The following is a 25,821-nucleotide window of genomic DNA, read 5'->3' as shown; positions in this document are numbered from 1 at the left end:
TTTCTTTGGAAAGTAATTAATGTAGAAAAACTAAAAAATCATCTTTTAATTAGCTTGCTAATTTAAAAGATCGTAGATTATAAAATTAAAAGTTTTTTGATTAAAACTTCATATAAATTTAACTAAAGAGCTCTAAGGTTTTCTAAAGCTTAATCCGCTTTTTGAATAAGACCTTAAATTTACGATTTATGACAAACGTAGTTTGGAATAAATCTTTATCTTTAGTATTGCTTCTTAGGTTTGGCTTTGCCAAACCGCTAAAGAAGATTAATATGGAGAGTTTGATCCTGGCTCAGAGTGAACGCTGGCGGCGTGCCTAATACATGCAAGTCGAACGGAGATATGAGGGCTTGCTCTTATATCTTAGTGGCGCACGGGTGAGTAATGTATAGCTAATCTGCCCTACACTAGAGGACAACAGTTGGAAACGACTGCTAATACTCTATACTCCTTCTTTACATAAGTTAAGTCGGGAAAGTTTTTCGGTGTAGGATGAGGCTATATCGTATCAGCTAGTTGGTGAGGTAATGGCTCACCAAGGCTATGACGCGTAACTGGTCTGAGAGGATGATCAGTCACACTGGAACTGAGACACGGTCCAGACTCCTACGGGAGGCAGCAGTAGGGAATATTGCTCAATGGGGGAAACCCTGAAGCAGCAACGCCGCGTGGAGGATGACACTTTTCGGAGCGTAAACTCCTTTTCTTGGGAAAGAATTATGACGGTACCCAAGGAATAAGCACCGGCTAACTCCGTGCCAGCAGCCGCGGTAATACGGAGGGTGCAAGCGTTACTCGGAATCACTGGGCGTAAAGGACGCGTAGGCGGATTATCAAGTCTTGAGTGAAATCTAACGGCTTAACCGTTAAACTGCTTGGGAAACTGATAATCTAGAGTAAGGGAGAGGCAGATGGAATTCTTGGTGTAGGGGTAAAATCCGTAGAGATCAAGAAGAATACCCATTGCGAAGGCGATCTGCTGGAACTTAACTGACGCTAATGCGTGAAAGCGTGGGGAGCAAACAGGATTAGATACCCTGGTAGTCCACGCCCTAAACGATGTATACTAGTTGTTGCCAAGCTAGTCTTGGCAGTAATGCACCTAACGGATTAAGTATACCGCCTGGGGAGTACGGTCGCAAGATTAAAACTCAAAGGAATAGACGGGGACCCGCACAAGCGGTGGAGCATGTGGTTTAATTCGAAGATACGCGAAGAACCTTACCCGGACTTGATATCTAACAAATCATCTAGAGATAGAAGAGTGTCTGCTTGCAGAAATGTTAAGACAGGTGCTGCACGGCTGTCGTCAGCTCGTGTCGTGAGATGTTGGGTTAAGTCCCGCAACGAGCGCAACCCACGTATTTAGTTGCTAACGGTTAGGCCGAGCACTCTAAATAGACTGCCTTCGTAAGGAGGAGGAAGGTGTGGACGACGTCAAGTCATCATGGCCCTTATGTCCGGGGCGACACACGTGCTACAATGGCATATACAATGAGACGCAATATCGCGAGATGGAGCAAATCTATAAAATATGTCCCAGTTCGGATTGGAGTCTGCAACTCGACTCCATGAAGCCGGAATCGCTAGTAATCGTAGATCAGCCATGCTACGGTGAATACGTTCCCGGGTCTTGTACTCACCGCCCGTCACACCATGGGAGTTGATTTCACTCGAAGTCGGAATGCTAAACTAGCTACCGCCCACAGTGGAATCAGCGACTGGGGTGAAGTCGTAACAAGGTAACCGTAGGAGAACCTGCGGTTGGATCACCTCCTTTCTAGAGTACATATAGATATTCTCTCACAAGATATCTATAAGAAAGATATGTTTCAATCTGCAAGATTGAAATTTAACTCAATCATCCTTGTTTAGTTTTGAAAGATTGACAGCTAATAAATTTGTCTAATTCCTTAATTGCCTAGACAAAAACCTAAATTTGTGATAAACGAAGTTTAGAATAAAACTTTATAACTTTAGGTGGGTGCAGGGAACAAAACTCCTGCTCGTAAATACTAGCTTGCTAGTATACGAAGTAAGGATGTTAAGGGGAATTAGCTCAGCTGGGAGAGCGCCTGCTTTGCACGCAGGAGGTCAGCGGTTCGATCCCGCTATTCTCCACCAAATTTAAGTGCGAAGCTATTTTTCTTCTAGACAAGGAAAAGTGACCGAGTAACAAGGAGCGTAGATACACTACGTGACGAAGTTATGACCAAGCTTTGACGCAGTATAGAATGCAAAAGAGCAAGCAAGAGGGCCTATAGCTCAGCTGGTTAGAGTGCACCCCTGATAAGGGTGAGGTCACAAGTTCAAGTCTTGTTAGGCCCACCATTAATTAGTAAATAGATAAAAATTAGTTTAACTAAATATACATCAAGGTTTAAATCAAGTGTTCTAAAAAGAATGAAAGAATATTTGCTTTAGACTTTGAGTTGATTAATATCCTTATTTTTTACGGTGCCTCTGAAAGAGGCAGTGTGCTTTAGGGGTTTCCAAAGGGCTTTGCTCTTTGGTCGCAAATACTAGCTTTGCTAGCATGCGAAGTCTAAAAGTTCTTTTAATTATCATTGTTAAGAGTCACAAGCAAGTTTTTAAATAAAACAATTTTACAGGACTTGTTAAAGATTTAAATATCTTATCTCTTGAATATAATCAGTATTCAGAAGTTTAACGTCACAAGATATATGGAGTTTAAAACTTATCTATATATCAGTTAATGCTTTCCGTCTTGGGGATGAGAGTTTAAATTTAGTAATTGCAAAGTAAATTTGACTAACTTTTCTATTTTTATTATTTATCTTAAAATAAATATAAATATAAATAGATAAAGCTTTAAATTTATAAATTACCTTTAACAAGGAAGTGATGCGAATTAGAATATATTAATCTAATATAATAAAAGGTAAGCTACTAAGAGCAAGTGGTGGATGCCTTGGCTAGTAGAGGCGATGAAGGACGTGCCAGGCTGCGATAAGACTCGGGGAGCCGTCAAGGGGCTTTGATCCGGGTATTTCCGAATGGGGCAACCCAGTTAAGTGCGAACTTAACTACCTATATGGAGCGAACGTTGGGAATTGAAACATCTTAGTACCAACAGGAAAAGAAATCAAACGAGATTACGCTAGTAGCGGCGAGCGAACGCGTAAGAGGGCAAACCGTTAGTTTACTAACGGGGTTGTAGGACTGCAACATAGACTAAGCAAAGCTAATAGAACAATCTGGAAAGGTTGAGCATAGAGGGTGATACTCCCGTATATGAAAGCGATGTTTTACTTAGCAGTATCCTGAGTAGGGCGGAACACGTGATATTCTGTCTGAAGCCGGGTAGACCACTATCCAACCCTAAATACTACTACTAGACCGATAGTGCACAAGTACCGTGAGGGAAAGGTGAAAAGAACTGAGGTGATCAGAGTGAAATAGAACCTGAAACCATTTGCTTACAATCATTCAGAGCCCTATGATTTATCAGGGTGATGGACTGCCTTTTGCATAATGAGCCTGCGAGTTGTGATGTCTGGCGAGGTTAAGGAAACCCGGAGCCGTAGCGAAAGCGAGTCTTAATAGGGCGTTTAGTCAGATGTTGCAGACCCGAAACGATGTGATCTATCCATGAGCAGGTTGAAACTGGTGTAAGAGCCAGTGGAGGACCGAACCCGCTAGCGTTGAAAAGCTATGGGATGACTTGTGGATAGGGGTGAAAGGCCAATCAAACATCGTGATAGCTGGTTCTCTCCGAAATATATTTAGGTATAGCGTCATGTAGTAACACTAGGGGGTAGAGCACTGAATGGGCTAGGGCATACACCAATGTACCAAACCCTATCAAACTCCGAATACCTAGTGTGTAATCATGGCAGTCAGGCGGCGAGTGATAAAATCCGTCGTCGAGAGGGGAACAACCCAGACTAACAGCTAAGGTCCCTAAATCTCATTTAAGTGGAAAACGATGTGGAGTTACTGAAACAACCAGGAGGTTGGCTTAGAAGCAGCCATCCTTTAAAGAAAGCGTAATAGCTCACTGGTCTAGTGATTCTGCGCGGAAAATATAACGGGGCTAAAATGAGTACCGAAGCTTTAGACTTGCACTTAATCATTTATACTAGCTCGTCTTTTGAGCGTATTTAAATGAGTTTGTATTTTTCTCAATCGACAGCCTATATGGCTAGTCTCAATCGAAAAATATCTCACAACATTTAAATCCATCTCAAAATACTTCGCTTAATCCGTTCTTTTAAATTTCAGATTAAGCACTAAAATTTACAGTATAAATTTTGATAGTATGAATAATTAAGTGCAAGTGGTAGGAGAGCGTTCTATTCAGCGTTGAAGGTGTACCGGTAAGGAGCGCTGGAGCGGATAGAAGTGAGCATGCAGGCATGAGTAGCGATAATTGGGGTGAGAATCCCCAACGCCGTAAACCCAAGGTTTCCTACGCGATGCTCGTCATCGTAGGGTTAGCCGGGTCCTAAGCAAAGTCCGAAAGGGGTATGCGATGGAAAATTGGTTAATATTCCAATGCCAACTATTATGTGCGATGGAAGGACGCTTAGAGTTAGAGGAGCCAGCGGATGGTAGTGCTGGTCGAAAGGTGTAGGTTAAGATCCAGGCAAATCCGGATCTTTTTAAGCCGAGACCCCACAGGCACACAAAGTTCTTCGGAACAGCGTGTGAATCCTTGATACTGTCGAGCCAAGAAAAGTTTCTAAGTTTAGTAATAGTTGCCCGTACCGTAAACCGACACAGGTGGGTGGGATGAGTATTCTAAGGCGCGTGGAAGAACTCTCTTCAAGGAACTCTGCAAAATAGCACCGTATCTTCGGTATAAGGTGTGCCTAACTTTGTTAAGGATTCACTCCGTAAGCAAAGAAGGTTACAACAAAGAGTCCCTCCCGACTGTTTACCAAAAACACAGCACTCTGCTAACTCGTAAGAGGATGTATAGGGTGTGACGCCTGCCCGGTGCTCGAAGGTTAATTGATGACGTTAGCTCTGCGAAGCGTTTGATCGAAGCCCGAGTAAACGGCGGCCGTAACTATAACGGTCCTAAGGTAGCGAAATTCCTTGTCGGTTAAATACCGACCTGCATGAATGGCGTAACGAGATGGGAGCTGTCTCGAAGAGGGATCCAGTGAAATTGTAGTGGAGGTGAAAATTCCTCCTACCCGCGGCAAGACGGAAAGACCCCGTGGACCTTTACTACAGCTTGACACTGCTATTGGGATAAAGATGTGCAGGATAGGTGGGAGGCTTTGATCTATAGACGCCAGTTTATAGTGAGCCATTGTTGAGATACCACTCTTTTTTATTCTGATAGCTAACTGGCATGAGTTATCCTCATGCAGGACAATGTCTGGTGGGTAGTTTGACTGGGGCGGTCGCCTCCCAAAATGTAACGGAGGCTTACAAAGGTTGGCTCAGAACGGTTGGAAATCGTTCGTAGAGTATAAAGGTATAAGCCAGCTTAACTGCGAGACGTACATGTCAAGCAGAGACGAAAGTCGGTCTTAGTGATCCGGTGGTTCTGTGTGGAAGGGCCATCGCTCAAAGGATAAAAGGTACCCCGGGGATAACAGGCTGATCTCCCCCAAGAGCTCACATCGACGGGGAGGTTTGGCACCTCGATGTCGGCTCATCGCATCCTGGGGCTGGAGCAGGTCCCAAGGGTATGGCTGTTCGCCATTTAAAGCGGTACGCGAGCTGGGTTCAGAACGTCGTGAGACAGTTCGGTCCCTATCTGCCGTGGGCGTAAGAAGATTGAGGAGAGTTGACCCTAGTACGAGAGGACCGGGTTGAACCAACCACTGGTGTACGAGTTGTCCTGCCAAGGGCACCGCTCGGTAGCTATGTTGGGACGTGATAAGAGCTGAAAGCATCTAAGCTCGAAGCCAACTCCAAGATGAATCTTCTTTTAAGACCTCATAAAGACTATATGTTTGATAGGCTGGGTGTGTAATGGATGAAAGTCCTTTAGCTGACCAGTACTAATAGGTCGTCTGCTTATCTTTTAATAAGCATCACTTCCTTGTTAAGGGTAAAATTGATTCCTAATTTTTCTACTATGCTTCGTTAGACTTCGTTTCAGACTTCGGTCACATACTATATGTATGCTCCCTCGTCTTTACTCGTCTGCCTTGCCTAGCGAAAAACTAGTTCTCAATTCAAAAACCTTACAAGAAAAGATTGTTATTTAAAACGCTTTAACTCTTAGCAATTAAAAGACAGTGTTAGTTAAGCAAATTTATCTATAGATTATAGGCAAGGTGAAGTATTTTTAGATAGATTTGAATGTTGTGAGGCTGTTTTTAAACGGAGCGGACGTGTTGTCCGTGAGTATTAAAAATAGCAAACTCATTCAAAGATACTAAAAAGACGAACCGATAATTTACTTAACTAACACTGCCCGTGACTATACAGACGAGGAAACGCCTTGCTCCATCTCGAACCAAGAAGCTAAGCTCGTCCTGGCTGATGATACTCTCCCTTACTGGGATGCTGGAAAAGTAGGTCGTTGCGGGCTTTGTTATTTATACAAAGCTACTACTTATTTAAATCACTAAAATTCATTAAAACATTATCATAAACATCTAATCTAAACGGCTATTAAAATATTTATATCGATAATATCAACATCAAGACATTTATATATTTATACAAGATAAGCTTTATAAACACTTATATTTAAAATCTTTACCTAATGTCTTATTCTCCTTATACATAGCAGGCTGAATTTAAGAAGTATTCTGATTGTAGGATGGATGTTTTAAAAAGAAAGATCTGGCTGTGTTAAATAGATAACCGATTGATTTTAGCAAACTACGACCTTGTCCAAAAAACTGTGTAAATGCTTTCTTTTAATTTATCAAAAAGAAACCCTTTTGTCAAATAGTATAGCAAATTGATTAACGGCAAGAGGCCAATTCCTTATAGGCATAGTCCACCTTTTACTCGCATTGCGTATCGTAAGATACATCACTTTATATATCGAATCATCATCCGGAAAGCTTGATTTATTGCGAGTGATTTTTCTTAAGCTGAAGTTTAACGATTCAATCGCATTCGTAGTATAAATAGCTTTTCGGATTTCTTCAGGATAATTAAAAAATTCAACAAGCTCATTCCAATTCCTCTGCCAAGCAGCTTTAATCATCGGATACTTCTCATCCCATTTCTTTCCAAAATCTTCAAGAGCTTCGGCTCCGGCCTTTTCATTTATAGCTGAATATACTTCTTTCAAGTCTTTGCATACAGCTTTAAGGTCTTTGTAAGAAACAAATTTGGTAGAGCTTCTAACCATATGAACTATGCAATGCTGTATATGAGTATCCGGAAATACTGCTTTTACCGCTTCAGGAAATCCGGTAAGCCCATCCATGCAGGCTATAAGAATATCTTCAGTCCCTCGGTTCTTTATCTCACTAAGAACTCCCATCCAAAATTTTGCTCCTTCTGTATTAGATAGCCAAAGCCCTAATACCTCTTTTTTGCCTTCCCAATTGATTGCCAAAGCTACATATAAGGCTTTATTGACGTTTTTTCCGTCTTGACGGCAATTAACACGTAAAGCATCTAGAAATAAAATAGGGTATGATTTATCTAGCGGACGGTTTTGCCATTCTCTGACATCCATCATTACTGATTCCGTTACATTCGAAATAAGTTCCGCTGAAACATTTACACCATACACTTCCTGTAAGTGTCGCTGAATGTCACGGCAACTCATACCGTATGAATACATCGAAATAATCTGATCGTTGAACAATGGACTTCGTTTCTCATGCTTAGGAATAATAACAGGCTCGAATGTACTGTTTCTGTCTCGCGGTACATGTATATCAGTAGTACTGTTATCATCCAAAATTACACTCTTCTCAGTATAACCGTTACGGCTGTTACCGGTGTTGTCCCCTGCATTGTCGTGCTTTCTGTAACCAAGATGCTCATCCATTTCGGCTTCCAACACCCGCTCATAGAACCTACTCGTAAGCTGTCTCAAAAGCCCATCACTACCGGTAAGTTCGTCTTTTGTCATCCCATGAAAATCTAGCTTGTCAAGCATCAAATCGATTACATCTTTTTCTTTTTTCTTTCTTTTGGCTGTCATAATATTTCTCCTAGTATATCATTTTTCAGCCATTTACACAATTTATTTTATAGGGTCTTAAATTTTTTACTAGAGAGATTGCTTGTTAGAATGAGTATATAAAAGTATCTGAGTAAGTTTATTACTCAGAGACGATTGATTATTTTACTGATTTTTGATGTCTTTGATAATTTCTTTTTTGTCTTTCATCTTATTTTTTGCTTCTGTTTTTTGTTTGGATTTTTCTTTTGTAATATCTTTTGATTCTTTTACTTTTTCTTTTATATTCTGTTCTTTGTTTTTAGTCTTTTCTTTTACATTGTCCACTTTTTTATTTATTTTATCTTTTGCTTCTTTAGTCTTGTCTTTTGATTTGGTTTCAGGTATTTTGGTTTTTCCTGATATAGAAATATCTCTTTTTAAATTTTCAAATATTTTATCTCCTATTCCGCTTACATTTTTTAGATCTTCTACGCTTTTGAAAGTATTTGTTTTTCTATATTCTATAATAGCATCAGCTTTTTGCCTCTCCTATGCCGTTTAAGCTCATTAACTCTTCTTTTGTAGCCGTATTAATATTTATTATAGCTAATGCATATGAGGATAAAAAAATTAAAGATAAAAATATCTTACCTAATATATTTTTCATTTTTGACTCCTTTTGAATTGAATTTTAATAAAATTATAGTACAAAGATATTATATAAATATTAAAAAATATAAGTAATTTTGTATATTTTTATAAGCATTATGATTTTAAATAGTATATAGATTATAAAAATAGACATATAATCTACAGATACTTAATGCATTGCCATCAAAAAAGTAATATATAAACGCATAAATTTAAAGACTTGTTTGCTGATGGATAAAATAGTTTGAATAGTTATAAATTTTTAAAATTTATTGTACATTTTTTAAAAATATAATAAATTTAGACTTTTATACAAAAATAATGATAATATTGTTTTAAGAATAATAATTGGTGACCCATACGAGACTCGAACTCGTGTTACCAACGTGAGAGGCTGGTGTCCTAACCGCTAGACGAATGGGCCATCAAGCAAAATCAAATGGTGCCCCGTGTAGGGTTCGAACCTACGACCCCATCATTAAGAGTGATATGCTCTACCAGCTGAGCTAACGAGGCACACACTAAGATTTTAAAATGGCGCGGCGGACGGGGCTCGAACCCGCGACCTCCGGCGTGACAGGCCGATATTCTAACCAACTGAACTACCGCCGCAACCAAGATAAATGGTGGTCGCTATAAGACTCGAACTTATGACATCCACCTTGTAAGGGTGGCGCTCTACCAACTGAGCTAAGCGACCGAAAACTAAATAACAAAAAAGCTAAAATGTAGCTTTTGGTGGCGACCCTTAGAGGATTCGAACCTCTGTTGCTACACTGAGAGAGTAGAGTCCTGGGCCACTAGACGAAAGGGTCATAACCCTAAACAATGGTGTCCTGTGCTGGACTCGAACCAGCGACCCCTTCATTAAAAGTGAAATGCTCTACCTGCTGAGCTAACAAGACATTTGATAAAATTTAAAATGGCGCGGCGGACGGGGCTCGAACCCGCGACCTCCGGCGTGACAGGCCGATATTCTAACCAACTGAACTACCGCCGCAACCAAGATAAATGGTGGTCGCTATAAGACTCGAACTTATGACATCCACCTTGTAAGGGTGGCGCTCTACCAACTGAGCTAAGCGACCGAAAATGGTGTCCTGTGCTGGACTCGAACCAGCGACCCCTTCATTAAAAGTGAAATGCTCTACCTGCTGAGCTAACAAGACAATTTTTTGAAAATGAAGTGTGATTATACGCAAAAAGAACTTATTTGTCAAGAATATATGAAGAAATATCGAAAAACACACTAAAATTTATAAATTGAAACAAGGGAATCACCCCTTGTTTTAGCAAGAATAGCAAGTTTTAAACTCATAAGCCGTAGGGCGAGCCTCATAAGGCCAGACTTGCGTCTCAAATTTATAGTGCTGAAATGCATCTATAAATATATCTGTCATAATAGGGCTTAAATATTCATTATCGCGAATTAGAGCTTCAAGGCTTCCTCTTAGAGTGTGAGGTAGTTGTTCTATACCTCTTTCGCGAATTTCGTCAAGATGTAGTTTAAATAAATTTTCATCCATTGGACCAACCGGCTCGATCTGCTTTTTAACGCCGTCAAGTCCCGCCATAAGCATAGCTGAAAATGCCAGATATGGATTTGCTGTGCTATCAGGGAAGCGAATTTCCGCTCTTACTGATTTCTCACCAGAACCGTAAGGAATTCTAACAGAAGCCGAGCGGTTCTGGCTTGAATAGGTTAGTATCGAAGGTGCTTCAAATCCAGGAATCAAGCGCTTATAGCTGTTTGTGCTCGGGTTTGTAAATGCCGCCACACTTCTTGCGTGATGTAAAATTCCACCGATATACCAGCGTGCAAAATCACTCAAATTCGCGTAATTTCCCTTGCCGTAGAATAAATTTTTGCCGTCTTTCCAGACTGATTGATGCACATGCATGCCGCTTCCGTTATCCCCATATAGAGGTTTTGGCATAAATGTAGCGGTTTTTCCGTTTAGGTGAGCAACCATTTTAACGACGTATTTGTAAATTTGCACGTTGTCGGCAGCTTCAACCAAAGTGCCAAATTTCACGCCTATCTCGCCTTGTCCTTGAGCCACTTCGTGATGCACGACAAAGGTTTCAAGGCCCACTTGCTCAAGCACTTGAACCATCTCCGCACGCAGATCAACCATGCTATCTGTCGGCTGAGTGGCTAGATATCCGCCTTTTGTGCGAGGACGATGACCTGTATTGTAGCTATCTTTAAAGTCTCTTGCATCATTCCAGACTCCTTCTTCAGTGTCCACTTCAAACATCGCGCAGTTTGGCTGATCTATTATTTTAACGTTATCAAATACGAAAAATTCATTCTCTGGACCAAAATACGCCACATCTCCCATGCCACTTTCTTTTACATAAGCCATAGCCTTTTTGGCTATCGAGCGCGGACATTTTTCATACATTTGATCTTTGTAAATATCGAATACATCACAAAATACCACAGCGGTAATATCTGCCGTAAATGGATCTAAAAACGCACTTTCTGCTTCAGGCTTTAAAATCATATCCGATTTATCGATAGGTTGCCAGCCACCTGTAGAGCTCGCGTCAAAAGGAATTCCGTTGATAAAATGATCTTTTTCAACCGCCTTTACATTATAAGTTAGACTGTGCCATCCGCCGTTCATGTCGGTATATCTAAAATCTACAAATTTAACCTCGTTTTCTTTACAAAATTCAAAAAAATGATCGACACTCTTTACAAATTTTCCCATTATCTTATATCTCCTTGGATTTAAATCTCGTAATTTTACCACATTTTTTAATGTTTAAGTTTGTTTTTATATTAATATTTCACCCGTTTTAAAATTCAACCATAAATTTATCTCTGTTTTTAAAGCAAGCGCATTTGCTAAAGCCAAATTTTCTAGCGATATCTTCGCATTTTTGCCCGTTTAGCCCAACCTGATCTTTTGCGTGCGCATCAGAGCCAAAAGTTATAGCGATATCTAAATTCGCAAGCTCTTCAAGGAGTGGATTTGACGGATACTGCTCGGATATCGGCTTTATAAACCCTGCGGCGTTAATTTCAACTACCAAATTTGCCTTTTTGATCGCGTTTAGCGCGTCTTTAGCTATCATTCTTACATCTTTTTTGGGCAAAAATTTAAAGACTTTTATCAGATCAAGATGTCCCACGATGTCAAATTTCCCGCTTCTTGCAAGCGCGCTTATGCAGTAAAAATAATCTTCCCAAATTTTATCTATATCTTTGTTTTTGTATTCGCCTATGAATTCGGGATTATCAAAGCCCCAGCCGTTTATGAAATGCACCGAGCCGATTAGATAATCAACCTTTCTATTTAGCACTCGCTCATCCATAAAGCCTTCTAAAAAATCAACCTCATACCCAAGCAAAATTTCGATCTTATCCTTAAACTCATCTTTAAGAGCAAGCACCTCTTTTTCGTAAATTTCCATCTCATCAAAGCTCATTCTGTAAGCTTCGTCAAATTTCATCGGAGCATGATCTGAAAATCCAAAATAAGAAGCTCCTGAATCAATCGCCGCGAAAACGTACTCTCGCGGCTCATCTACTGCGTGTTTGCAAAGCGGAGTGTGGTTGTGCAGATCCACCTTCATCAAATTTCCTTTTACTTTAAATAGCAGTTAAAATGCTATCAAAAGTTTATTAAATTTAAGAGCAAAATTTTTGTTTAAACTAATATTTCGTTAAATTTTAATATAATCTTGCCAAATTTGGATTAGGAGTTGTTATGACGCAAGAAGAGTTAGACGCCCTTATGGCAGGCGGACTTGACGGACTTGATGAGGAAGAGATAAAAGAAGAAGAGCCTGCCGCAAAGGCAAAAGAGGAGAAAAAACTAGAGCCTGCTAGCGAGGTAAAAGGCTTAGATGACGTTGAAATTTATAGCGAATACCGCGTATCGGCAAATATAGCTTGGCCTCCGCCTCCGCCGACTGACGATCACAAAATGGTTCATCAGCTTGATGATGTCACAAAAGATAGCGAAGAGAAAGCCACTCAGATGTTTGATAAGCTTGATGCGATCAATAACTTTTTCATGGATGCCGAAAGCGGCTGCAGGGATATCATAAGCGCAGCTCAATACAACATAGAAATTTTTACGAAATTGCATGAAAAATTCCCAAATGTAGTTGCTTTTAAAGAAGCCCTTGATAAGAACAGCGAGCTTAAAAACAGCGCCGAAGACGTGCTTGGAAATATCCAAATGGGCGAAGATGAAGTTATGATGACCATGGATATGATGCAGTATCAAGACATCCACCGCCAAAAGATAGAGCGCGTTATAAACGTTATGCGCGCGCTTAGCAAGTATATGAGCAGCCTATTTGAGGGCAAGATCGATGATGAAAAGCGCGTAGGATCTGCCGTGCATATCGCGGGCGATACTACGACTGAAAATTTAGTAAGCAACGATGATATCGAAGCCTTGATCGAAAGTTTGGGTAAGAAGTGAAAAGACCTGAGCTACTAAGTCCGGCGGGAAATTTAACCAAGCTAAAAATCGCACTTGAATACGGAGCGGACGCCGTGTATGCCAGTGTGGCTAGCTTTTCGCTTAGAACTCGCTCGGCAAGAGAGTTTAACTTGCAAACCTTTGAAGAGGCGATAAGCTACACCCATTCAAAGGGTAAGAAATTTTACGCTACGGTTAATGCTTTTCCTTTTAACTCGCAAATCGAGCCTTTAAAGCGCCATTTAAAAACAATTTCAGCGATGAAGCCCGATGCTTTTATCATCGCAACTCCGGGCGTTATGAGCCTAGCTAAAGAGATAGCGCCTGAGATAGAGGTTCACCTCTCTACACAGGCAAACGTGCTAAATTTCTTGGATGCTAAAATTTATCACGACATGGGCGCAAAGCGTATAGTCGTGGCTCGCGAGATGAATTTAAAAGATGTGATAAAGATAAAAGAGGCAATCCCTACGCTTGATATCGAAATTTTCGTGCATGGCTCGATGTGTTTTGCGTATTCGGGGCGCTGTTTGGTAAGCTCGGTGCAAAGCGGACGCATGGCAAATCGCGGAAGTTGCGCGAATGATTGTCGCTTTAAATACGAGCTTTACGCCAAAAACGACGAAAGCGGAGTGCTATTTCGCCTTGAAGAGGATGAAAACGGCACACATATCATGAACTCAAAGGATCTAAAGCTTGCCGCTCACGTTGAGGAGATCATAAAATCAGGCGTAGTTGATAGCTTCAAGATAGAAGGTCGCACAAAGAGCGAATATTACGCAGCTTGTACGGCAAGGGCTTATAAAATGGCGATAGATGACGCGATGGCGGGCAAATTTGACGCACAAATTTATGATGCCGAGCTAAATACGCTTAAAAATCGCGGCTTTACCGATGGATATTTGGTGCATAGACCGTTTGAAAGACCAAGCACTCAAAATCACTTCAGCAGCCTAGAAGAGGGCACTCATCAAGTAAATGCCATAAGCGAGGACGGAGAGTTCTTTAAGTGCAAATTTAAGATAGTTTTAAACAGACCTTACGAGCTTGTCATGCCGATAGGCAAAGACGTAAGCGAAGCGGATAATGAAATTTGTAAAATTTATGCTAAAGAGGGCAAGAAATTTATAGAATTTAAGAAACTCATCACAAAAAAAGGCAAAGAGATGAGCGAAATTCACAGCGGAAATGAAAATGAGGTTAATTTGGGCGTAAAGCTGCCTGAATTTAGCTTTTTAAGAGAGGAGATAAGATGAAATTTGTTTCGATCATAATGGGAAGCAAGAGCGATTACGAGATAGTAAACGAAGCGGCAAAAGTTTTAGAGAAATTTGAGGTAAGCTACGAGCTTATCATCTCTTCAGCTCACAGAAGCCCAAAGAGAACCAGCGAATATGTATCAAGCGCAGAAAGCAGAGGAGCTCAAGTATTTATAGCAGCAGCTGGCATGGCGGCTCACTTAGCAGGAGCGATCGCTGCAAACACAACTCGACCTGTTATCGGCATACCGATGGGTGGAAGCTCGCTAAGCGGCGTTGATGCGCTTTACTCAACCGTGCAAATGCCGGCAGGCATGCCGGTAGGAACCGTTGCTATCGGCAAGGCAGGAGCGGTAAATGCGGCGTATCTTGCTCTTCAAATTTTAGCGCTTAACGATAGCTCGCTTGACGAGAGATTAAGGGCTGACAGAGAAGCTAAGGCAAAAGCGGTCGAGGAAGACTCGAAAAAAGTGGAGGTCTTACTCGCGTAAAAGGAGCTAAAATGCAGACTTATTTAAGCGTTGATGAATTTTGCAAGCTCGTGCACTTAGAGCGTGAAGTCATCGAAGGGATGATAAAGCGTGGAGTGCTAAACACAAAAGAGGAAAACGGCAAAATTTACATCGAAGCAAATGAAGGCACGATGAGCGTGGTGCCAAGCGTAAGCGCAAATTTAAGCATAACAAGCAAGCCAAGCGAGGGGTTTAGCTTCGTTGAAAAGACGATAGGAACTATCTTAAATTTGCACGAAAAGGTGCTTGACGCTAAAGACGAAACGCTTGACGCTCTAAGAAACGAGAATAAATTTTTAAAAGAGGCGCTTTTTTCTATGCAAGAGCTTTACGATGAGGATAGAAAGACGATAGATACGCTTAACGAGCAGCTTAAAAAGGCTAACGAAGAGATAGAGTTTTTAAAGCGTAAATATAAGCTCATGTGGAACAAAGCTGTAGAAAATTTTAAGGATAGTTAGTGCAAATCATAGAGCTAAAAGAAAGCTTTGAAATTTGCGGACTAAAAATTCGCACGGATAATGCTAGCGAGATGAGTGGGGGCGGCAAAATAGCTGATTTATGGAGAGAATTTTTAAACTCCGGCTATAACGGAACTGATGAAATTTACGCTGTTTATCATGAGTATGAAAGCGATATAAACGGCTCTTACTCTTTGCTTGTTGGCACTAAAGGCTTGCCGCGTGGAGTTTATGAAAAAGTTAGCGTAAAAGCTGGCAAATATGCCGTATTTAGCAAAGAAGGTGCAGGCGAGAGAGCGGTGATAGAGCTTTGGCGTGAAATTTGGGAGTTTTTTGAAAACTCAAATTTAAAAAGAGCCTACGCAACGGACTTTGAAAAGTATTTAAAAGACAAAATAGAAATTTATGTATCTATAAAGTAAGGATAAAAATGACATTTTCACAAATAATTTTAACACTGCAAAACTACTGGCAAGAGCTTGGCTGCGTGATACTTCAGCCATACGATATGCCCGCAGGTGCAGGAACATACCATCAAGCGACATTTTTAAGAAGCCTTGGCAAAAAGCCTTGGGCTACGGCTTATGTGGCGCCATCTCGCCGCCCGACCGACGGCAGATACGGAGAAAATCCAAACCGCTTGGGAGCGTATTATCAATTTCAAGTTTTAATCAAACCAAGCCCTGAAAATATCCAAGAGCTTTATCTAAAAAGCCTTGAAAAACTTGGTTTTGATCTTAAAAAGCATGATATTCGCTTCGTAGAAGACAACTGGGAGAGCCCGACTCTTGGCGCATGGGGACTTGGCTGGGAAGTTTGGCTTGACGGTATGGAGGTAACGCAGTTTACTTATTTTCAGCAGGTTGGCGGCATCACTTGCGATCTGGTAAGTGCCGAGATAACATACGGACTTGAGCGCCTTGCGATGTATCTGCAAGATGTTGATAGCGTCTATGATATCGTTTGGGACAATAGTGGCGGCAATGTAGTAACTTACGCCGATGTACACAAACAAGGCGAATATGAGTGGAGCAAGTATAACTTCGAGGTTGCCGATACAAAGATGCTTTTTAACCAGTTTGAAAACGCATTTAACGAGTGTAAAAACTGCTTGGAGGCTAAAATTTCGCTTCCTGCTTATGATTATTGTATGCTTGCGGCTCATACTTTTAACGTGCTTGACGCGCGTGGAGCAATTTCTGTAACTCAAAGACAAGACTATATACTTAAAATTCGCGAACTAGCCAAAGAGTGCGCGCTAACTTATAAGGCTAGTATAGATGAGCAAGAGGCGAATTTATAGATGAAAATAGCTGAAATTTATAAATTTCTAAACGAACTAAGCCCGTTTGAAAATCAAGAAAGCTGGGATAATAGTGGGCTTATAATCGGCTCACCTGATGATGAAGTGAGTCAAATTTATCTAAGCCTTGATATTGATTTTGAGCTTTTGAACGAAGTTAAGCCAAATTCGCTTATCATCACGCATCATCCGCTCATATTTAAAGGACTAAAAAGCATAAATTCAAGCCTTTATCCAAGCTCGCTCATAACTCAGATGATAAAAAAGGATATTTCCTTAATCAGCCTTCACACAAACTACGACTTAAGCCACTTAAACGAGTATGTGGCAAGCGAAGTTTTGGGCTTTAAAGAGTATGAGAAAGATGAATTTTTGCTATACATGGATGTGGATTTTAGCTTTGAAGAGCTTTGTGATTTTATAAAAGATAAATTTAACCTGCAAACTCTAAGAGTTGCAAAAACCACAAATGAAAAGAGAATTCGCCGTCTTGCACTCTGCACGGGAAGCGGCGGAGATCTGATATCAAAAGTTAAAGCCGATGCGTTTTTGAGCGGGGATTTTAAATACCACCAAGCGCTTGAGGCTAAGATAAACGGGCTAAATTTGATAGACATCGGACATTTTGAGACTGAGCGCTATTTTGGGGCATCTTTGGCGAAATATTTGCAAAATTTCGCAATTGTCACTATAATATCTAATTCAAAAAACCCATTTACATACTGCTAAACAAAAAGGAAAGTTATGAATAAGTATTTAGAGCAACTTGTCGATCTTGCTCAAATCGACAAAGAGATTGATGGATTTGGACCTAGGCTTGAGAAAGTCGAGCGTGTTTTAAGAGCGACAAAGGACGAGCAAGCAGGCATCACGGAGCAAATTTCAAACATTGATGAAGCGGTTAGCGAGCTAAAGTCTCAAAAATCACAAACAAACGCTCATATCGCGGAGTTTTCAGCTAAGATCAAAGATGTATCAAAGAAAAGCTCAGCAGCAAAAACTGAAAAAGAGATCAAGGCTCTTCAGCTTGAAGATGAGCTTGCCAGAGAGCAGCTTGAGGCGGCAAACGAAGAGATAGAAAGACTTGAAAAGATAATTGCAAGTAAAAACGATCTAAAAGCTGAGCTTGAAGCAAAAGGTGCGGAAGTTGCTGCAAATTTAGAAAAGATAGAAGCTGACATCGCTCAAGAAGTGGGCGCTATAGAGAAAGAAAGAGCTGAAATTTATGCGAAAAAAGATAAATTAATCGGCGAGATGAATCAAAAAATTCTTACGTTCTATGAGAAAATTCGCAAATGGGCGCACAATACTGCGGTAGTGCCTGTAAAAAAACAAGCTTGCTATGGCTGTTTCATGCAGATAAATGATAAAACTTATTCTGCTGTTATAAAGGGTGAAGATGTAGTTACTTGCCCACACTGTGGAAGAATTTTATACAAAGAGACGGCTGAATAGCCCTGAAATTTGATAATAATCTATTATATTTTAGCCCTGATCGCTTTTTTGATCGGGGTTTTGCCACTTATTTTAGCCTCTTTTAAATCAAAATATCGCAAGTCGATTCCTGCTAGATTTTTTCTTTTTAATAATCCCAAATTTAATGAAGCGGACATCCATTTTCATGCTTGCTCGTTTGGCGAAATTCGCTCTATCGCGCCACTTTTAAAGAAATTTGAGAGTATCGCCGTAAGCGTGATAACAAAAACGGGATTTGACGAGGCTAAAAAGATAACGCCAAACACAAGGTTTTTGCCGTTTGAAATTTTTATCCCGTTTTGGCTTAGAAGATCTAAAATTTTAGTTATCTTTGAAGCCGAGCTTTGGCTTATGCTTGTATTTTGGGCTAAATTTAAAGGCTCAAGAGTGATTTTGATAAATGCTAGAATTTCGGATAGAAGCTATAAGAGATACTTGAAATTTGGCTTTTTTTATAAAGAAATTTTTAAATTTATCGACAAAGTTTATGCACAAAGCGAGCTTGATAAAAAGAGGCTAATCAGCCTTGGTGCAAGAGATATTGTAGTGAATGGCAATATCAAATCAGCTTTTTTGCCGGCTGTTAGTAAAAATTATGCCAAACCAAACGAGCGCATGATAGTGCTTGCAAGTACGCACAAAGGCGAAGAAGAGCTACTGCTAAATCATATAAATTTAAGCGAAAATGACAAGCTTATATTGGCGCCTCGACATCCTGAGAGGTTTGATGAGGCCGGCGAAATTTTGGCTAAATTTGCTAGTAAGCACGGCTTTAGTTTTGAGAGATTTTCAAAAGCTAAAAATTTCAGTGCCAAATGCGTGCTAGTTGATACTATGGGCGAGCTTGTAAATATATATGCGATATCAGATATCGTGATACTTGGGGGTAGTTTCGTGCCAAATGTTGGCGGACATAATCCCATCGAGGCGGCTCAGTTTGAAAATAGTATAATTACGGGCGAGTTTGTATTTAACCAAAAGGCTCTTTTTGAGCAAGTTGGCGATGTGGTATTTGCTAAGGCTAAAGATCTTGGCGAGATGCTTAAAAAAGAGCTAAAAAAGAGCAAGATCAAGTCGCTTGGCAGTGCAGATGAGATCATAAAAGATATTAAGGATAGTTGTGAAAGAGGAAAAAGCGTATAAACTGCTTGCTTTGCAAGAGGGAATTTCAAACAATGAGGCAAAAGAGCTCATAGATAGCGGACTGGTAAGTGCTAGAGGGCAAAAAATTGTAGTTGCAAGAGCGATGATGAGTGTGACTACCAAATTTAGCGTGCAAAGTATGCCAAAGCCTAGCGTGATATTTGAGGATGAAAATTTAATCGCTATAAATAAGCCCGCTTTTTTAACATCCGAAAAAGTAAGTCAAATCTATAAATTTCCGCTTTTACACCGCCTTGATAAGGAGACTAGCGGAGTGCTTTTGCTTGTTAAAAATGAGGAATTTCAAAAAAAGGCTATCGAGGAATTTAAGCATCACCGCGTAAAAAAAGAGTATATCGCGATGGTAAAAGGAATTTTGAGTGAAGATGTAAGGGTTGATGAGCCCATCATCACGCTTAAAAACAAAGGCGGAGCGTATTCAAAAATTTCAAAAGATGGAAAAGAAGCCGTCTCTATAATCTCGCCTATTATGGTTGCAGGCAAAAAAAGCTTGGTAAAAGTTGAAATCCCAACAGGCAGAACGCATCAGATAAGAGTGCATCTAAATCATATCGGATTTGGTATAGTCGGCGATGAAAAATATGCCAAAAATAGATCAAAACGAATGTATCTGCATGCGTATAAGATAGAAATTTTAGGATATAAATTTAGAGCGAATTTGGGAAGTGATTTTAATGATTTTGGCTTTGAGATAGGCAAGAATTTTGAAGTTTAAAGAGTGATAAAGCTAAAATTTAGTAGAATGCGTCCCTTATGTATTTAAATTGATTATAAATAGGCAAAATTTTAAGCGTTTTTGAGTGCTTAAAATGAGCTAAAAGCCGCATTTGGCTTGTAAATAAAATTAAAAAAGGTAAAGTTGTGTTTGAACAAATCAGTGAATCTTTTCGTTTGGCTGTTAGTAAAATCAGATTTGTTGATGATGAAAAAGCGCTAAAAAACGCGCTTGATGTACTTAAAAAAGCTCTTTTAAAAGCTGATGTTCATCATAAAGTTACCAAGGATTTATTAGCTCTTATTGAAGCTGATCTTAAGCAAAGCAGCATAGGACAAAAACAGTTTTTAGACTCGATAAAATCAAATTTGACTAAAATTTTAACAGCTCCTGGAAATCAAGGATTTGTATATGCACCTGTTGCGCCAACTGTAGTTTTGATGGCGGGACTTCAAGGTAGCGGCAAAACAACTACAACTGTAAAGCTTGCAAACTATCTAAAGCTTAGAAAAAAGAAAGTTTTAGTAGCGGCTTGTGACCTTCAAAGACTAGCAGCGGTTGAGCAGCTTCGCCAGCTTTGCGAAGCTAACGAGATAGAGCTTTTTAGTATAGAAAATGAAACAAATCCCATAAAAGTTGCTAAAGCTGCATTTGAGAAGGCAAAAAGCGGACTTTATGATGTGCTTCTTGTCGATACAGCGGGCCGTCTTGCGATAGATGAAACTTTGATGAATGAGATAAAAAGCATAAAATCAGAGCTTAATCCGCATGAAATTTTCTATGTAGCCGATGCGATGAGCGGACAAGACGGTATAAAGTCTGCCGCAGGATTTAACGAAGCTTTGGGAATTACCGGTGTTGTGTTATCTAAATTTGACTCGGACAGTAAGGGTGGCGTGGCTATAGGCATCGCAAAACAGCTGAATATCCCACTTAGATTTGTGGGAATCGGTGAAAAAACTGCCGATCTGGAGAGTTTTATACCTGATCGTATAGTAAGCAGGATCATGGGTGAAGGCGACTTAGCGACACTGGCTGAGAAGACAAGCGCTATCATCGATGAAAAAGAGGCGAAGAGACTTAATAAAAAGATAAAAAAAGGTCAGTTTAATTTTAACGACTTTTTAGAGCAGATGGAAAGCGTTAAAAAGCTTGGAAATATGAAGTCTTTAATCGGCATGATCCCAGGTCTTTCGGGTGTTGCAAACCAGATAAAAGATATAGATTTGGATAATTCAAAAGAGATAATTCATATAAGAGCGATGATAAATTCTATGACTTTAAAAGAGCGCGAAAATCCTGATTTGCTAAATAATAGCAGGAAAAGACGCTTGGCAGAAGGTGCAGGTCTTAGCCAGATGGAAGTAAATAGATTTTTAAAACAGTTTACAAACGCGTCAAAGATAGCTAAGAAATTTTCAGGAAAAGACGGCATGAGAGGGCTTGGAAATTTGCTTTCTCAAGCTAAGATAAATCGCCCTAATTAAAAATGGGCTTAAATTTGGGTATAATTGTGCCTAAATTTAAGCCTTATTTAAAAATTTAGAAGGAGAAACAAGATATGGCAACAGTAGTAAGACTAACAAGAATGGGACGCAAAAAAAGACCATTTTATCGTATAGTTGTAACAGACAGCAGAAAAAGAAGAGACGGTGGCTGGATAGAGTCAATAGGATATTATAACCCAATGGTTGAGCCTGAAGTTGTGAAATTTGATGCTGAGCGCCTTGCTTACTGGAAGGGTGTTGGTGCACAACTTAGCGATAGAGTTGCAAAAATAACTAGTAAATAATAACAATGGTTGAAGATTTTTTACGCGAATACGCGAAGCTTATAGCGGATTTTCCCGATAAAGTAAAAGTCGAAAGAGTTGAGCTTGGAGAAAATTTTGCCGAAGTAATAGTCTATGCCGATAAAGTCGATACCGGCAAGCTTATAGGCAAAGACGGCAGAATGATAAACGCTATAAAAACTGTAATAATAGGTTGCAAGGCAAAAGATGCGACCTCATATAGGGTTACGGTAAAGCCGCTTGAAGAGTGATCTGGTAGAAGTCGGCATACTTGGCAAGAGTGTCGGCTTAAAGGGCTTTGTCAAGCTTCATGACAAAAGTGACTTTCCTAAACAATTTAAAAAAGACGCAAAATTTATAGATAAAGACGGTAATGAGCTAGTTGTAAAAAGCTTTAATAGCACAAATAGCTCTATCCTTTTTTATGATTTTGAAGATGTTGATCTGGCTAAAACTCTCACAAATCGCACGATATACACAACCAAGGAACTTACTAGGCAAACCTGCAAGCTAAAAAAAGATGAGTTCTTTTACTTTGATATTTTAGGTTGTAAAATTTGTGAAAACGAGCAAATTTTAGGAGTGGTCGAAGATATAGAAGATGCGAGCGCAAATCATCTTTTTTATATAAAAACAGATGAAGAGCTTGTGCAAAAAGGACTTGCTAATAATTTTTACATCCCTTATATAAACGCCTACATAGAAAAAATAGATATAGAAAATAAGATAATTTACACCAAAAATGCTCTTTTAATCTTAGAAAATTCATGATCAAATTCACTTTTATCACGCTTTTTGAAAATTTAATGAAGCCTTACTTTACGGACTCAATTTTGGGTCGTGCAACTAGTGAAGAACTAATAAAACTAGAGTTTGTAAATCCAAGAGATTTTAGTAAAGATAAACATAAAAAAGTTGATGAGTACATGATAGGTGGCGGAGCGGGACTTCTTATGAGCGCTCAACCGCTTGAGGACGCTATAAAATTTGTAAAAAGCAAAAATCAAAATACTCATATCGTTTTTTTAACACCTGCCGCTAAGAAATTTAATCAAAACGATGCAAAAAGACTTGCCAAAAAAGACCACATTTGCTTTATTTGCGGAAGATACGAAGGTATCGATGAGCGAATTGTTGAAAGATATGTAGATGAAGTTTTTTGCATAGGTGATTTTGTGCTTACCGGCGGGGAGCTAGTAGCGCTTTGCTTGAGTGACGCTATATCTAGAAATATCGCCGGAGTTTTAGGCAATGAAGAGAGCTTAAGTGAAGAGAGTTTTGAGCAAGGGCTTTTGGAGGCACCTGCTTTTACTAAGCCAAATTCATATGAAAATTTAAATGTTGTTTCAGACTTTTTAAAGGGAAATCATGCTAAAATCAGGGCTTTAAAAAATGATATGGCGTGCTTCAAAACTAGGTTTTTCCGTCCTGATTTATACCGAAAATACAAGCCGCTGATGAAGGATAAAAGATGAGAAATAAGTATATTGAAGCATTTGAAAATGCTCAAATCGCAAGCAAGTCTGTGCCTGAATTTCGTGCCGGCGACACACTTCGTGTAGCTATTCGTATTAAAGAGGGCGATAAAACCAGAGTTCAAAACTTTGAAGGTGTCTGTATAGCTAGACGCGGAAGCGGAACCGGTGAAACATTTATGATTAGAAAAATCGGCGCAAACAGCGTTGGCGTTGAGAGAATTTTCCCGATCTATAGTGACAGTCTTGAAAGTATAACTGTGTTAAGACGCGGTCGCGTAAGACGTGCGAAACTATTCTACCTTCGCGATAGACGCGGTAAATCTGCACGTATTAGAGAGCTTAAAAAGTAAAATTTATTGTTTTTTGAAAAATGGTGAAATTTATAAATTTCACCTCTACTCTTTTATTTATATTTTAAATTAAACTACTTAATTAATAAAAAGAACTTTTTATATTAATATAAAACAAAATATTTTATATTGGTTTTTTGCTACAAAAAATATTATTCATTGTGCTACATAACTATGAAATTACCAATATTCAAATTTTTAAATTTTATTTTTAACTGTTATAAAGGTTACTTTGTATATTATTTTTGAAATTAAAATTTCATTTTTGTAGAGTTACCTACTTGTTACTTTGAAATAATTTTATTAGAATATGTATAGGTTTTGATATCGTATCGCAAATTGTATTAATACTATTATAAATTTCTATTTTAAATATACTAATATTTTATTTTAAATTAATACCAATAATATTATCAATATTCAACAAAATATGTTCTATATTTTAAGTTTATTTTAATGATACTTTTAAAATGCAATTGCCTGAAAATACTTTAATATGCTAATTTTAAAAATTTTATTAGCATAGTATTTTGTATATATATTTAATCTAAAACACACTTAATCTTTTTAAAGCTTTATCTAATATTAATGAGCTTATTTTCTAATAATTATAAATATTTTTAAAAATAAAAATAAAGAAAAAATTAATAGTTTAATTTAAAAATTATGAAATTTGTAGTATAGTTTCAGTAATCAAAATTTTTTTAAAGGAGACCGTTATGGGTTTTAGAAAAGAACATGATTTTATAGGTGAGCTTGAGATCTCTAACGACGTTTATTATGGTGTTCAAACTTTCAGAGCACTCGAGAACTTTCATATGAGCGGAAGAAAACTTAGTGACTATCCTTATTTTATAAAAGCTTTCGCTCAAATTAAAAAAGCTGCTGCGCTAGCAAATAAAGAAGTTGGCGTACTTGATGGCGCTAAAGCCGACGCTATAGCAAAAGCTTGCGATAGATTGATTGCAGGAGAATTCCAAGATCAATTCGTTGTTGATATGATTCAAGGTGGCGCCGGAACTTCTACAAATATGAATTCAAACGAAGTTATTACAAATATTGCACTTGAAAGCATGGGACATAAAAAAGGCGAATATCAATATCTTCATCCAAATGACCACACAAACTTAGGTCAAAGTACAAACGACACATACCCAAGCTCTATCAAAGTAGCCGCTTATGCAAAACTAACAGATCTTTTAAAGGCTATGGAGATTCTTAAAACAGAACTTGAAGTAAAAGCAAAAGATTTTAAAGATATTATAAAAATGGGTAGAACTGAGCTTGAGGATGCTGTTCCTACAACTCTTGGAAATACATTTAATGCATTTGCAAGCTATATTAAAAGTGATATAGAAAAAATTACAGCTGCTCGTGAGTCAATGACATACCTAAATATGGGCGCTACTGCTATCGGAACAGGTATTAACTGCCATCCGGACTATAAAGCCTCTGTTCATAAAATTCTAAGCCAAATTACAGGTGTAAACTTTAAACCAGCGGACGACTTCATAGCTGCTACTCAAGATACTGCGGATTTCGTTCATGTAAGTGGCGCATTAAAAACAGCTGCCGTTAGACTTAGCAAAATAGCAAATGACCTTCGTTTAATGAACTCTGGCCCAAGATGCGGTTTGGGTGAAATTAATCTACCTCAAATGCAACCAGGAAGCTCAATTATGCCTGGTAAAGTAAACCCTGTTATAGCTGAAGTTGTAGGAGAGGCTTGCTATGAAGTAATCGGCAACGATGTTACTATAATGCTTTGCTCAGAAAGAGGAGAATTTGAGCTAAATGCGTTTGAACCAGGAATCGCTTATGCGCTATTTAACTCTATATTTATCCTAGAAAATGCTATGAAAACTCTAGCTGAAAAAGCTATTAGAAAACTAACCGCAAACCCTGAGGCTTGCTTAAAATCAGTTCTTGGATCTGTTGGTATAGTTACAGCATTTAACCCTTATATCGGATATGAGAAATCTGCAAACATTGCCAAAGAGGCACTTCAAACAGGTAGAGCAGTTGGAGATATCTGCCTAGAGAGAGGCTATCTAAGCAAAGAAGAAATTGATAAAATTTTAGAGCCTAAAAATATGCTAAACCCTCATATGGGTAAATAAATTTAATTAAGCATACCAAAATAAATT

At 39.0% G+C, this 25,821-nt stretch carries 21 protein-coding genes, 11 tRNA genes, 3 rRNA genes and 1 pseudogene; 22 read left to right on the top strand and 14 right to left on the bottom strand.

The window, feature by feature from the left end; translation table 11 throughout:
* Window positions 1-269: 269 nt before the first annotated feature.
* The 5 genes from CDOMF_RS07235 (at window position 270) to rrf (ending at window position 6,520) form a co-directional block, all read left to right on the top strand.
* Window positions 270-1,780, top strand: a 16S ribosomal RNA gene (locus CDOMF_RS07235).
* Between the two features lie 268 nt (window positions 1,781-2,048).
* Window positions 2,049-2,124, top strand: a tRNA-Ala gene (locus CDOMF_RS07230).
* Between the two features lie 130 nt (window positions 2,125-2,254).
* A tRNA-Ile gene (locus CDOMF_RS07225) sits at window positions 2,255-2,331 on the top strand.
* A 569-nt stretch (window positions 2,332-2,900) separates the two neighbouring features.
* Window positions 2,901-6,008 (top strand): 23S ribosomal RNA (locus CDOMF_RS07220).
* Window positions 6,009-6,401: 393 nt separating this feature from the next.
* Window positions 6,402-6,520 (top strand): 5S ribosomal RNA (rrf, locus tag CDOMF_RS07215).
* The 16S, 23S and 5S rRNA genes sit together here with 2 tRNA genes alongside, the layout of an rRNA operon.
* A gap of 342 nt (window positions 6,521-6,862) precedes the next feature.
* On the opposite strand, the gene CDOMF_RS07210 is transcribed toward rrf, so the two are convergent.
* The 14 genes and pseudogenes from CDOMF_RS07210 to CDOMF_RS07145 form a co-directional block, all read right to left on the bottom strand.
* Window positions 6,863-8,104, bottom strand: a complete 1,242-nt coding sequence (locus tag CDOMF_RS07210; RefSeq protein WP_442863499.1) for an IS256 family transposase — start codon at window positions 8,102-8,104, stop codon at window positions 6,863-6,865.
* Window positions 8,105-8,248: 144 nt separating this feature from the next.
* Window positions 8,249-8,410, bottom strand: coding sequence for a hypothetical protein (locus tag CDOMF_RS07205; protein WP_260953184.1), 162 nt, complete (start codon window positions 8,408-8,410; stop codon window positions 8,249-8,251).
* 75 nt (window positions 8,411-8,485) lie between these two features.
* Window positions 8,486-8,732 (bottom strand): annotated as a pseudogene (locus tag CDOMF_RS07200) (ComEA family DNA-binding protein); the annotation flags it as partial.
* Window positions 8,733-9,065: 333 nt separating this feature from the next.
* Window positions 9,066-9,140, bottom strand: a tRNA-Glu gene (locus tag CDOMF_RS07195).
* 16 nt (window positions 9,141-9,156) lie between these two features.
* Window positions 9,157-9,232 (bottom strand) — tRNA-Lys (locus CDOMF_RS07190).
* Between the two features lie 19 nt (window positions 9,233-9,251).
* A tRNA-Asp gene (locus CDOMF_RS07185) sits at window positions 9,252-9,328 on the bottom strand.
* 12 nt (window positions 9,329-9,340) lie between these two features.
* Window positions 9,341-9,416 (bottom strand) — tRNA-Val (locus CDOMF_RS07180).
* A 39-nt stretch (window positions 9,417-9,455) separates the two neighbouring features.
* Window positions 9,456-9,531: transfer RNA gene (locus CDOMF_RS07175), tRNA-Glu, on the bottom strand.
* Between the two features lie 14 nt (window positions 9,532-9,545).
* Window positions 9,546-9,621, bottom strand: a tRNA-Lys gene (locus CDOMF_RS07170).
* A gap of 18 nt (window positions 9,622-9,639) precedes the next feature.
* Window positions 9,640-9,716 (bottom strand) — tRNA-Asp (locus CDOMF_RS07165).
* Window positions 9,717-9,728: 12 nt separating this feature from the next.
* Window positions 9,729-9,804, bottom strand: a tRNA-Val gene (locus tag CDOMF_RS07160).
* Window positions 9,805-9,809: 5 nt separating this feature from the next.
* Window positions 9,810-9,885: transfer RNA gene (locus CDOMF_RS07155), tRNA-Lys, on the bottom strand.
* 120 nt (window positions 9,886-10,005) lie between these two features.
* Complete coding sequence (glnA, locus tag CDOMF_RS07150) at window positions 10,006-11,436, bottom strand: type I glutamate--ammonia ligase (RefSeq protein ID WP_260951342.1); 1,431 nt, start codon at window positions 11,434-11,436, stop codon at window positions 10,006-10,008.
* An 88-nt stretch (window positions 11,437-11,524) separates the two neighbouring features.
* Window positions 11,525-12,304, bottom strand: a complete 780-nt coding sequence (locus CDOMF_RS07145; RefSeq protein ID WP_260951341.1) for a histidinol-phosphatase — start codon at window positions 12,302-12,304, stop codon at window positions 11,525-11,527.
* A gap of 134 nt (window positions 12,305-12,438) precedes the next feature.
* Here CDOMF_RS07145 and CDOMF_RS07140 point away from each other — a divergent pair, with 134 nt between their 5' ends.
* The 17 genes from CDOMF_RS07140 (at window position 12,439) to CDOMF_RS07060 (ending at window position 25,794) form a co-directional block, all read left to right on the top strand.
* Window positions 12,439-13,164, top strand: coding sequence for a chemotaxis protein (locus CDOMF_RS07140; protein WP_260951340.1), 726 nt, complete (start codon window positions 12,439-12,441; stop codon window positions 13,162-13,164).
* The gene (locus CDOMF_RS07135) at window positions 13,161-14,420 is read left to right on the top strand and encodes a peptidase U32 family protein (RefSeq protein ID WP_260951339.1); all 1,260 of its coding nucleotides are present in this window, start codon (window positions 13,161-13,163) and stop codon (window positions 14,418-14,420) included. The genes CDOMF_RS07140 and CDOMF_RS07135 overlap by 4 nt, the downstream gene beginning before the upstream one ends.
* Window positions 14,417-14,914 carry a 5-(carboxyamino)imidazole ribonucleotide mutase gene (purE, locus tag CDOMF_RS07130; RefSeq protein ID WP_260951338.1) on the top strand — a complete coding sequence of 166 codons (498 nt, stop codon included), beginning with the start codon at window positions 14,417-14,419 and terminating at the stop codon, window positions 14,912-14,914. The genes CDOMF_RS07135 and purE overlap by 4 nt, the downstream gene beginning before the upstream one ends.
* 11 nt (window positions 14,915-14,925) lie before the next feature.
* Window positions 14,926-15,396: a DUF3972 domain-containing protein gene (locus CDOMF_RS07125; RefSeq protein WP_260951337.1), complete on the top strand. Its 471-nt coding sequence runs from the start codon at window positions 14,926-14,928 to the stop codon at window positions 15,394-15,396.
* The gene (locus tag CDOMF_RS07120; protein ID WP_260951336.1) at window positions 15,396-15,818 is read left to right on the top strand and encodes a GyrI-like domain-containing protein; all 423 of its coding nucleotides are present in this window, start codon (window positions 15,396-15,398) and stop codon (window positions 15,816-15,818) included. The genes CDOMF_RS07125 and CDOMF_RS07120 overlap by 1 nt, the downstream gene beginning before the upstream one ends.
* 8 nt (window positions 15,819-15,826) lie before the next feature.
* Entirely contained in the window at window positions 15,827-16,699 is an 873-nt protein-coding gene (gene glyQ, locus CDOMF_RS07115; RefSeq protein WP_260951335.1) for a glycine--tRNA ligase subunit alpha, read from the top strand.
* Window positions 16,700-17,428, top strand: coding sequence for a Nif3-like dinuclear metal center hexameric protein (locus tag CDOMF_RS07110; RefSeq protein ID WP_260951334.1), 729 nt, complete (start codon window positions 16,700-16,702; stop codon window positions 17,426-17,428). It abuts the gene before it with no gap.
* Between the two features lie 15 nt (window positions 17,429-17,443).
* Window positions 17,444-18,154, top strand: a complete 711-nt coding sequence (locus tag CDOMF_RS07105) for a zinc ribbon domain-containing protein (protein WP_260951333.1) — start codon at window positions 17,444-17,446, stop codon at window positions 18,152-18,154.
* Between the two features lie 9 nt (window positions 18,155-18,163).
* A complete protein-coding gene (waaA, locus tag CDOMF_RS07100; RefSeq protein WP_260951332.1) occupies window positions 18,164-19,318 on the top strand; it encodes a lipid IV(A) 3-deoxy-D-manno-octulosonic acid transferase in 1,155 nt (384 codons plus the stop codon).
* Entirely contained in the window at window positions 19,296-20,054 is a 759-nt protein-coding gene (locus CDOMF_RS07095; protein WP_260951331.1) for an RluA family pseudouridine synthase, read from the top strand. Before waaA ends, CDOMF_RS07095 begins: the two co-directional genes overlap by 23 nt.
* Window positions 20,055-20,200: 146 nt before the next feature.
* Entirely contained in the window at window positions 20,201-21,541 is a 1,341-nt protein-coding gene (gene ffh / locus CDOMF_RS07090; protein ID WP_260951330.1) for a signal recognition particle protein, read from the top strand.
* Window positions 21,542-21,615: 74 nt separating this feature from the next.
* Entirely contained in the window at window positions 21,616-21,846 is a 231-nt protein-coding gene (gene rpsP / locus CDOMF_RS07085) for a 30S ribosomal protein S16 (RefSeq protein WP_169941939.1), read from the top strand.
* Window positions 21,847-21,851: 5 nt separating this feature from the next.
* Window positions 21,852-22,097 (top strand): KH domain-containing protein, encoded by a 246-nt coding sequence (locus tag CDOMF_RS07080; RefSeq protein WP_169973604.1) that lies wholly within the window; start codon window positions 21,852-21,854, stop codon window positions 22,095-22,097.
* A complete protein-coding gene (gene rimM, locus CDOMF_RS07075) occupies window positions 22,087-22,617 on the top strand; it encodes a ribosome maturation factor RimM (RefSeq protein WP_260951328.1) in 531 nt (176 codons plus the stop codon). Before CDOMF_RS07080 ends, rimM begins: the two co-directional genes overlap by 11 nt.
* Entirely contained in the window at window positions 22,617-23,321 is a 705-nt protein-coding gene (gene trmD, locus CDOMF_RS07070; protein ID WP_260953153.1) for a tRNA (guanosine(37)-N1)-methyltransferase TrmD, read from the top strand. Before rimM ends, trmD begins: the two co-directional genes overlap by 1 nt.
* Window positions 23,318-23,674, top strand: coding sequence for a 50S ribosomal protein L19 (rplS, locus tag CDOMF_RS07065; RefSeq protein WP_169973607.1), 357 nt, complete (start codon window positions 23,318-23,320; stop codon window positions 23,672-23,674). The genes trmD and rplS overlap by 4 nt, the downstream gene beginning before the upstream one ends.
* A 719-nt stretch (window positions 23,675-24,393) precedes the next feature.
* Window positions 24,394-25,794: an aspartate ammonia-lyase gene (locus CDOMF_RS07060; RefSeq protein WP_260951327.1), complete on the top strand. Its 1,401-nt coding sequence runs from the start codon at window positions 24,394-24,396 to the stop codon at window positions 25,792-25,794.
* Window positions 25,795-25,821 lie beyond the last annotated feature (27 nt).

The sequence above is a fragment of the Campylobacter sp. RM16187 genome (genome assembly GCF_025319965.1).
Taxonomy (GTDB): domain Bacteria; phylum Campylobacterota; class Campylobacteria; order Campylobacterales; family Campylobacteraceae; genus Campylobacter_A.
This window is presented reverse-complemented; position numbering and strand designations above follow the sequence as displayed.

Bases quoted from the DNA above. Each gene is read 5' to 3' on its own strand.
- purE (WP_260951338.1), top strand. From the start codon at position 14,417: ATGAAATTTGTTTCGATCATAATGGGAAGCAAGAGCGATTACGAGATA.
- rpsP (WP_169941939.1), top strand. From the start codon at position 21,616: ATGGCAACAGTAGTAAGACTAACAAGAATGGGACGCAAAAAAAGACCA.
- rplS (WP_169973607.1), top strand. From the start codon at position 23,318: ATGAGAAATAAGTATATTGAAGCATTTGAAAATGCTCAAATCGCAAGC.
- CDOMF_RS07125 (WP_260951337.1), top strand. From the start codon at position 14,926: ATGCAGACTTATTTAAGCGTTGATGAATTTTGCAAGCTCGTGCACTTA.
- glnA (WP_260951342.1), bottom strand. From the start codon at position 11,436: ATGGGAAAATTTGTAAAGAGTGTCGATCATTTTTTTGAATTTTGTAAA.
- CDOMF_RS07210 (WP_442863499.1), bottom strand. From the start codon at position 8,104: ATGACAGCCAAAAGAAAGAAAAAAGAAAAAGATGTAATCGATTTGATG.
- CDOMF_RS07145 (WP_260951341.1), bottom strand. From the start codon at position 12,304: ATGAAGGTGGATCTGCACAACCACACTCCGCTTTGCAAACACGCAGTA.
- glyQ (WP_260951335.1), top strand. From the start codon at position 15,827: ATGACATTTTCACAAATAATTTTAACACTGCAAAACTACTGGCAAGAG.
- CDOMF_RS07060 (WP_260951327.1), top strand. From the start codon at position 24,394: ATGGGTTTTAGAAAAGAACATGATTTTATAGGTGAGCTTGAGATCTCT.
- CDOMF_RS07110 (WP_260951334.1), top strand. From the start codon at position 16,700: ATGAAAATAGCTGAAATTTATAAATTTCTAAACGAACTAAGCCCGTTT.
- CDOMF_RS07080 (WP_169973604.1), top strand. From the start codon at position 21,852: ATGGTTGAAGATTTTTTACGCGAATACGCGAAGCTTATAGCGGATTTT.
- CDOMF_RS07105 (WP_260951333.1), top strand. From the start codon at position 17,444: ATGAATAAGTATTTAGAGCAACTTGTCGATCTTGCTCAAATCGACAAA.
- CDOMF_RS07140 (WP_260951340.1), top strand. From the start codon at position 12,439: ATGACGCAAGAAGAGTTAGACGCCCTTATGGCAGGCGGACTTGACGGA.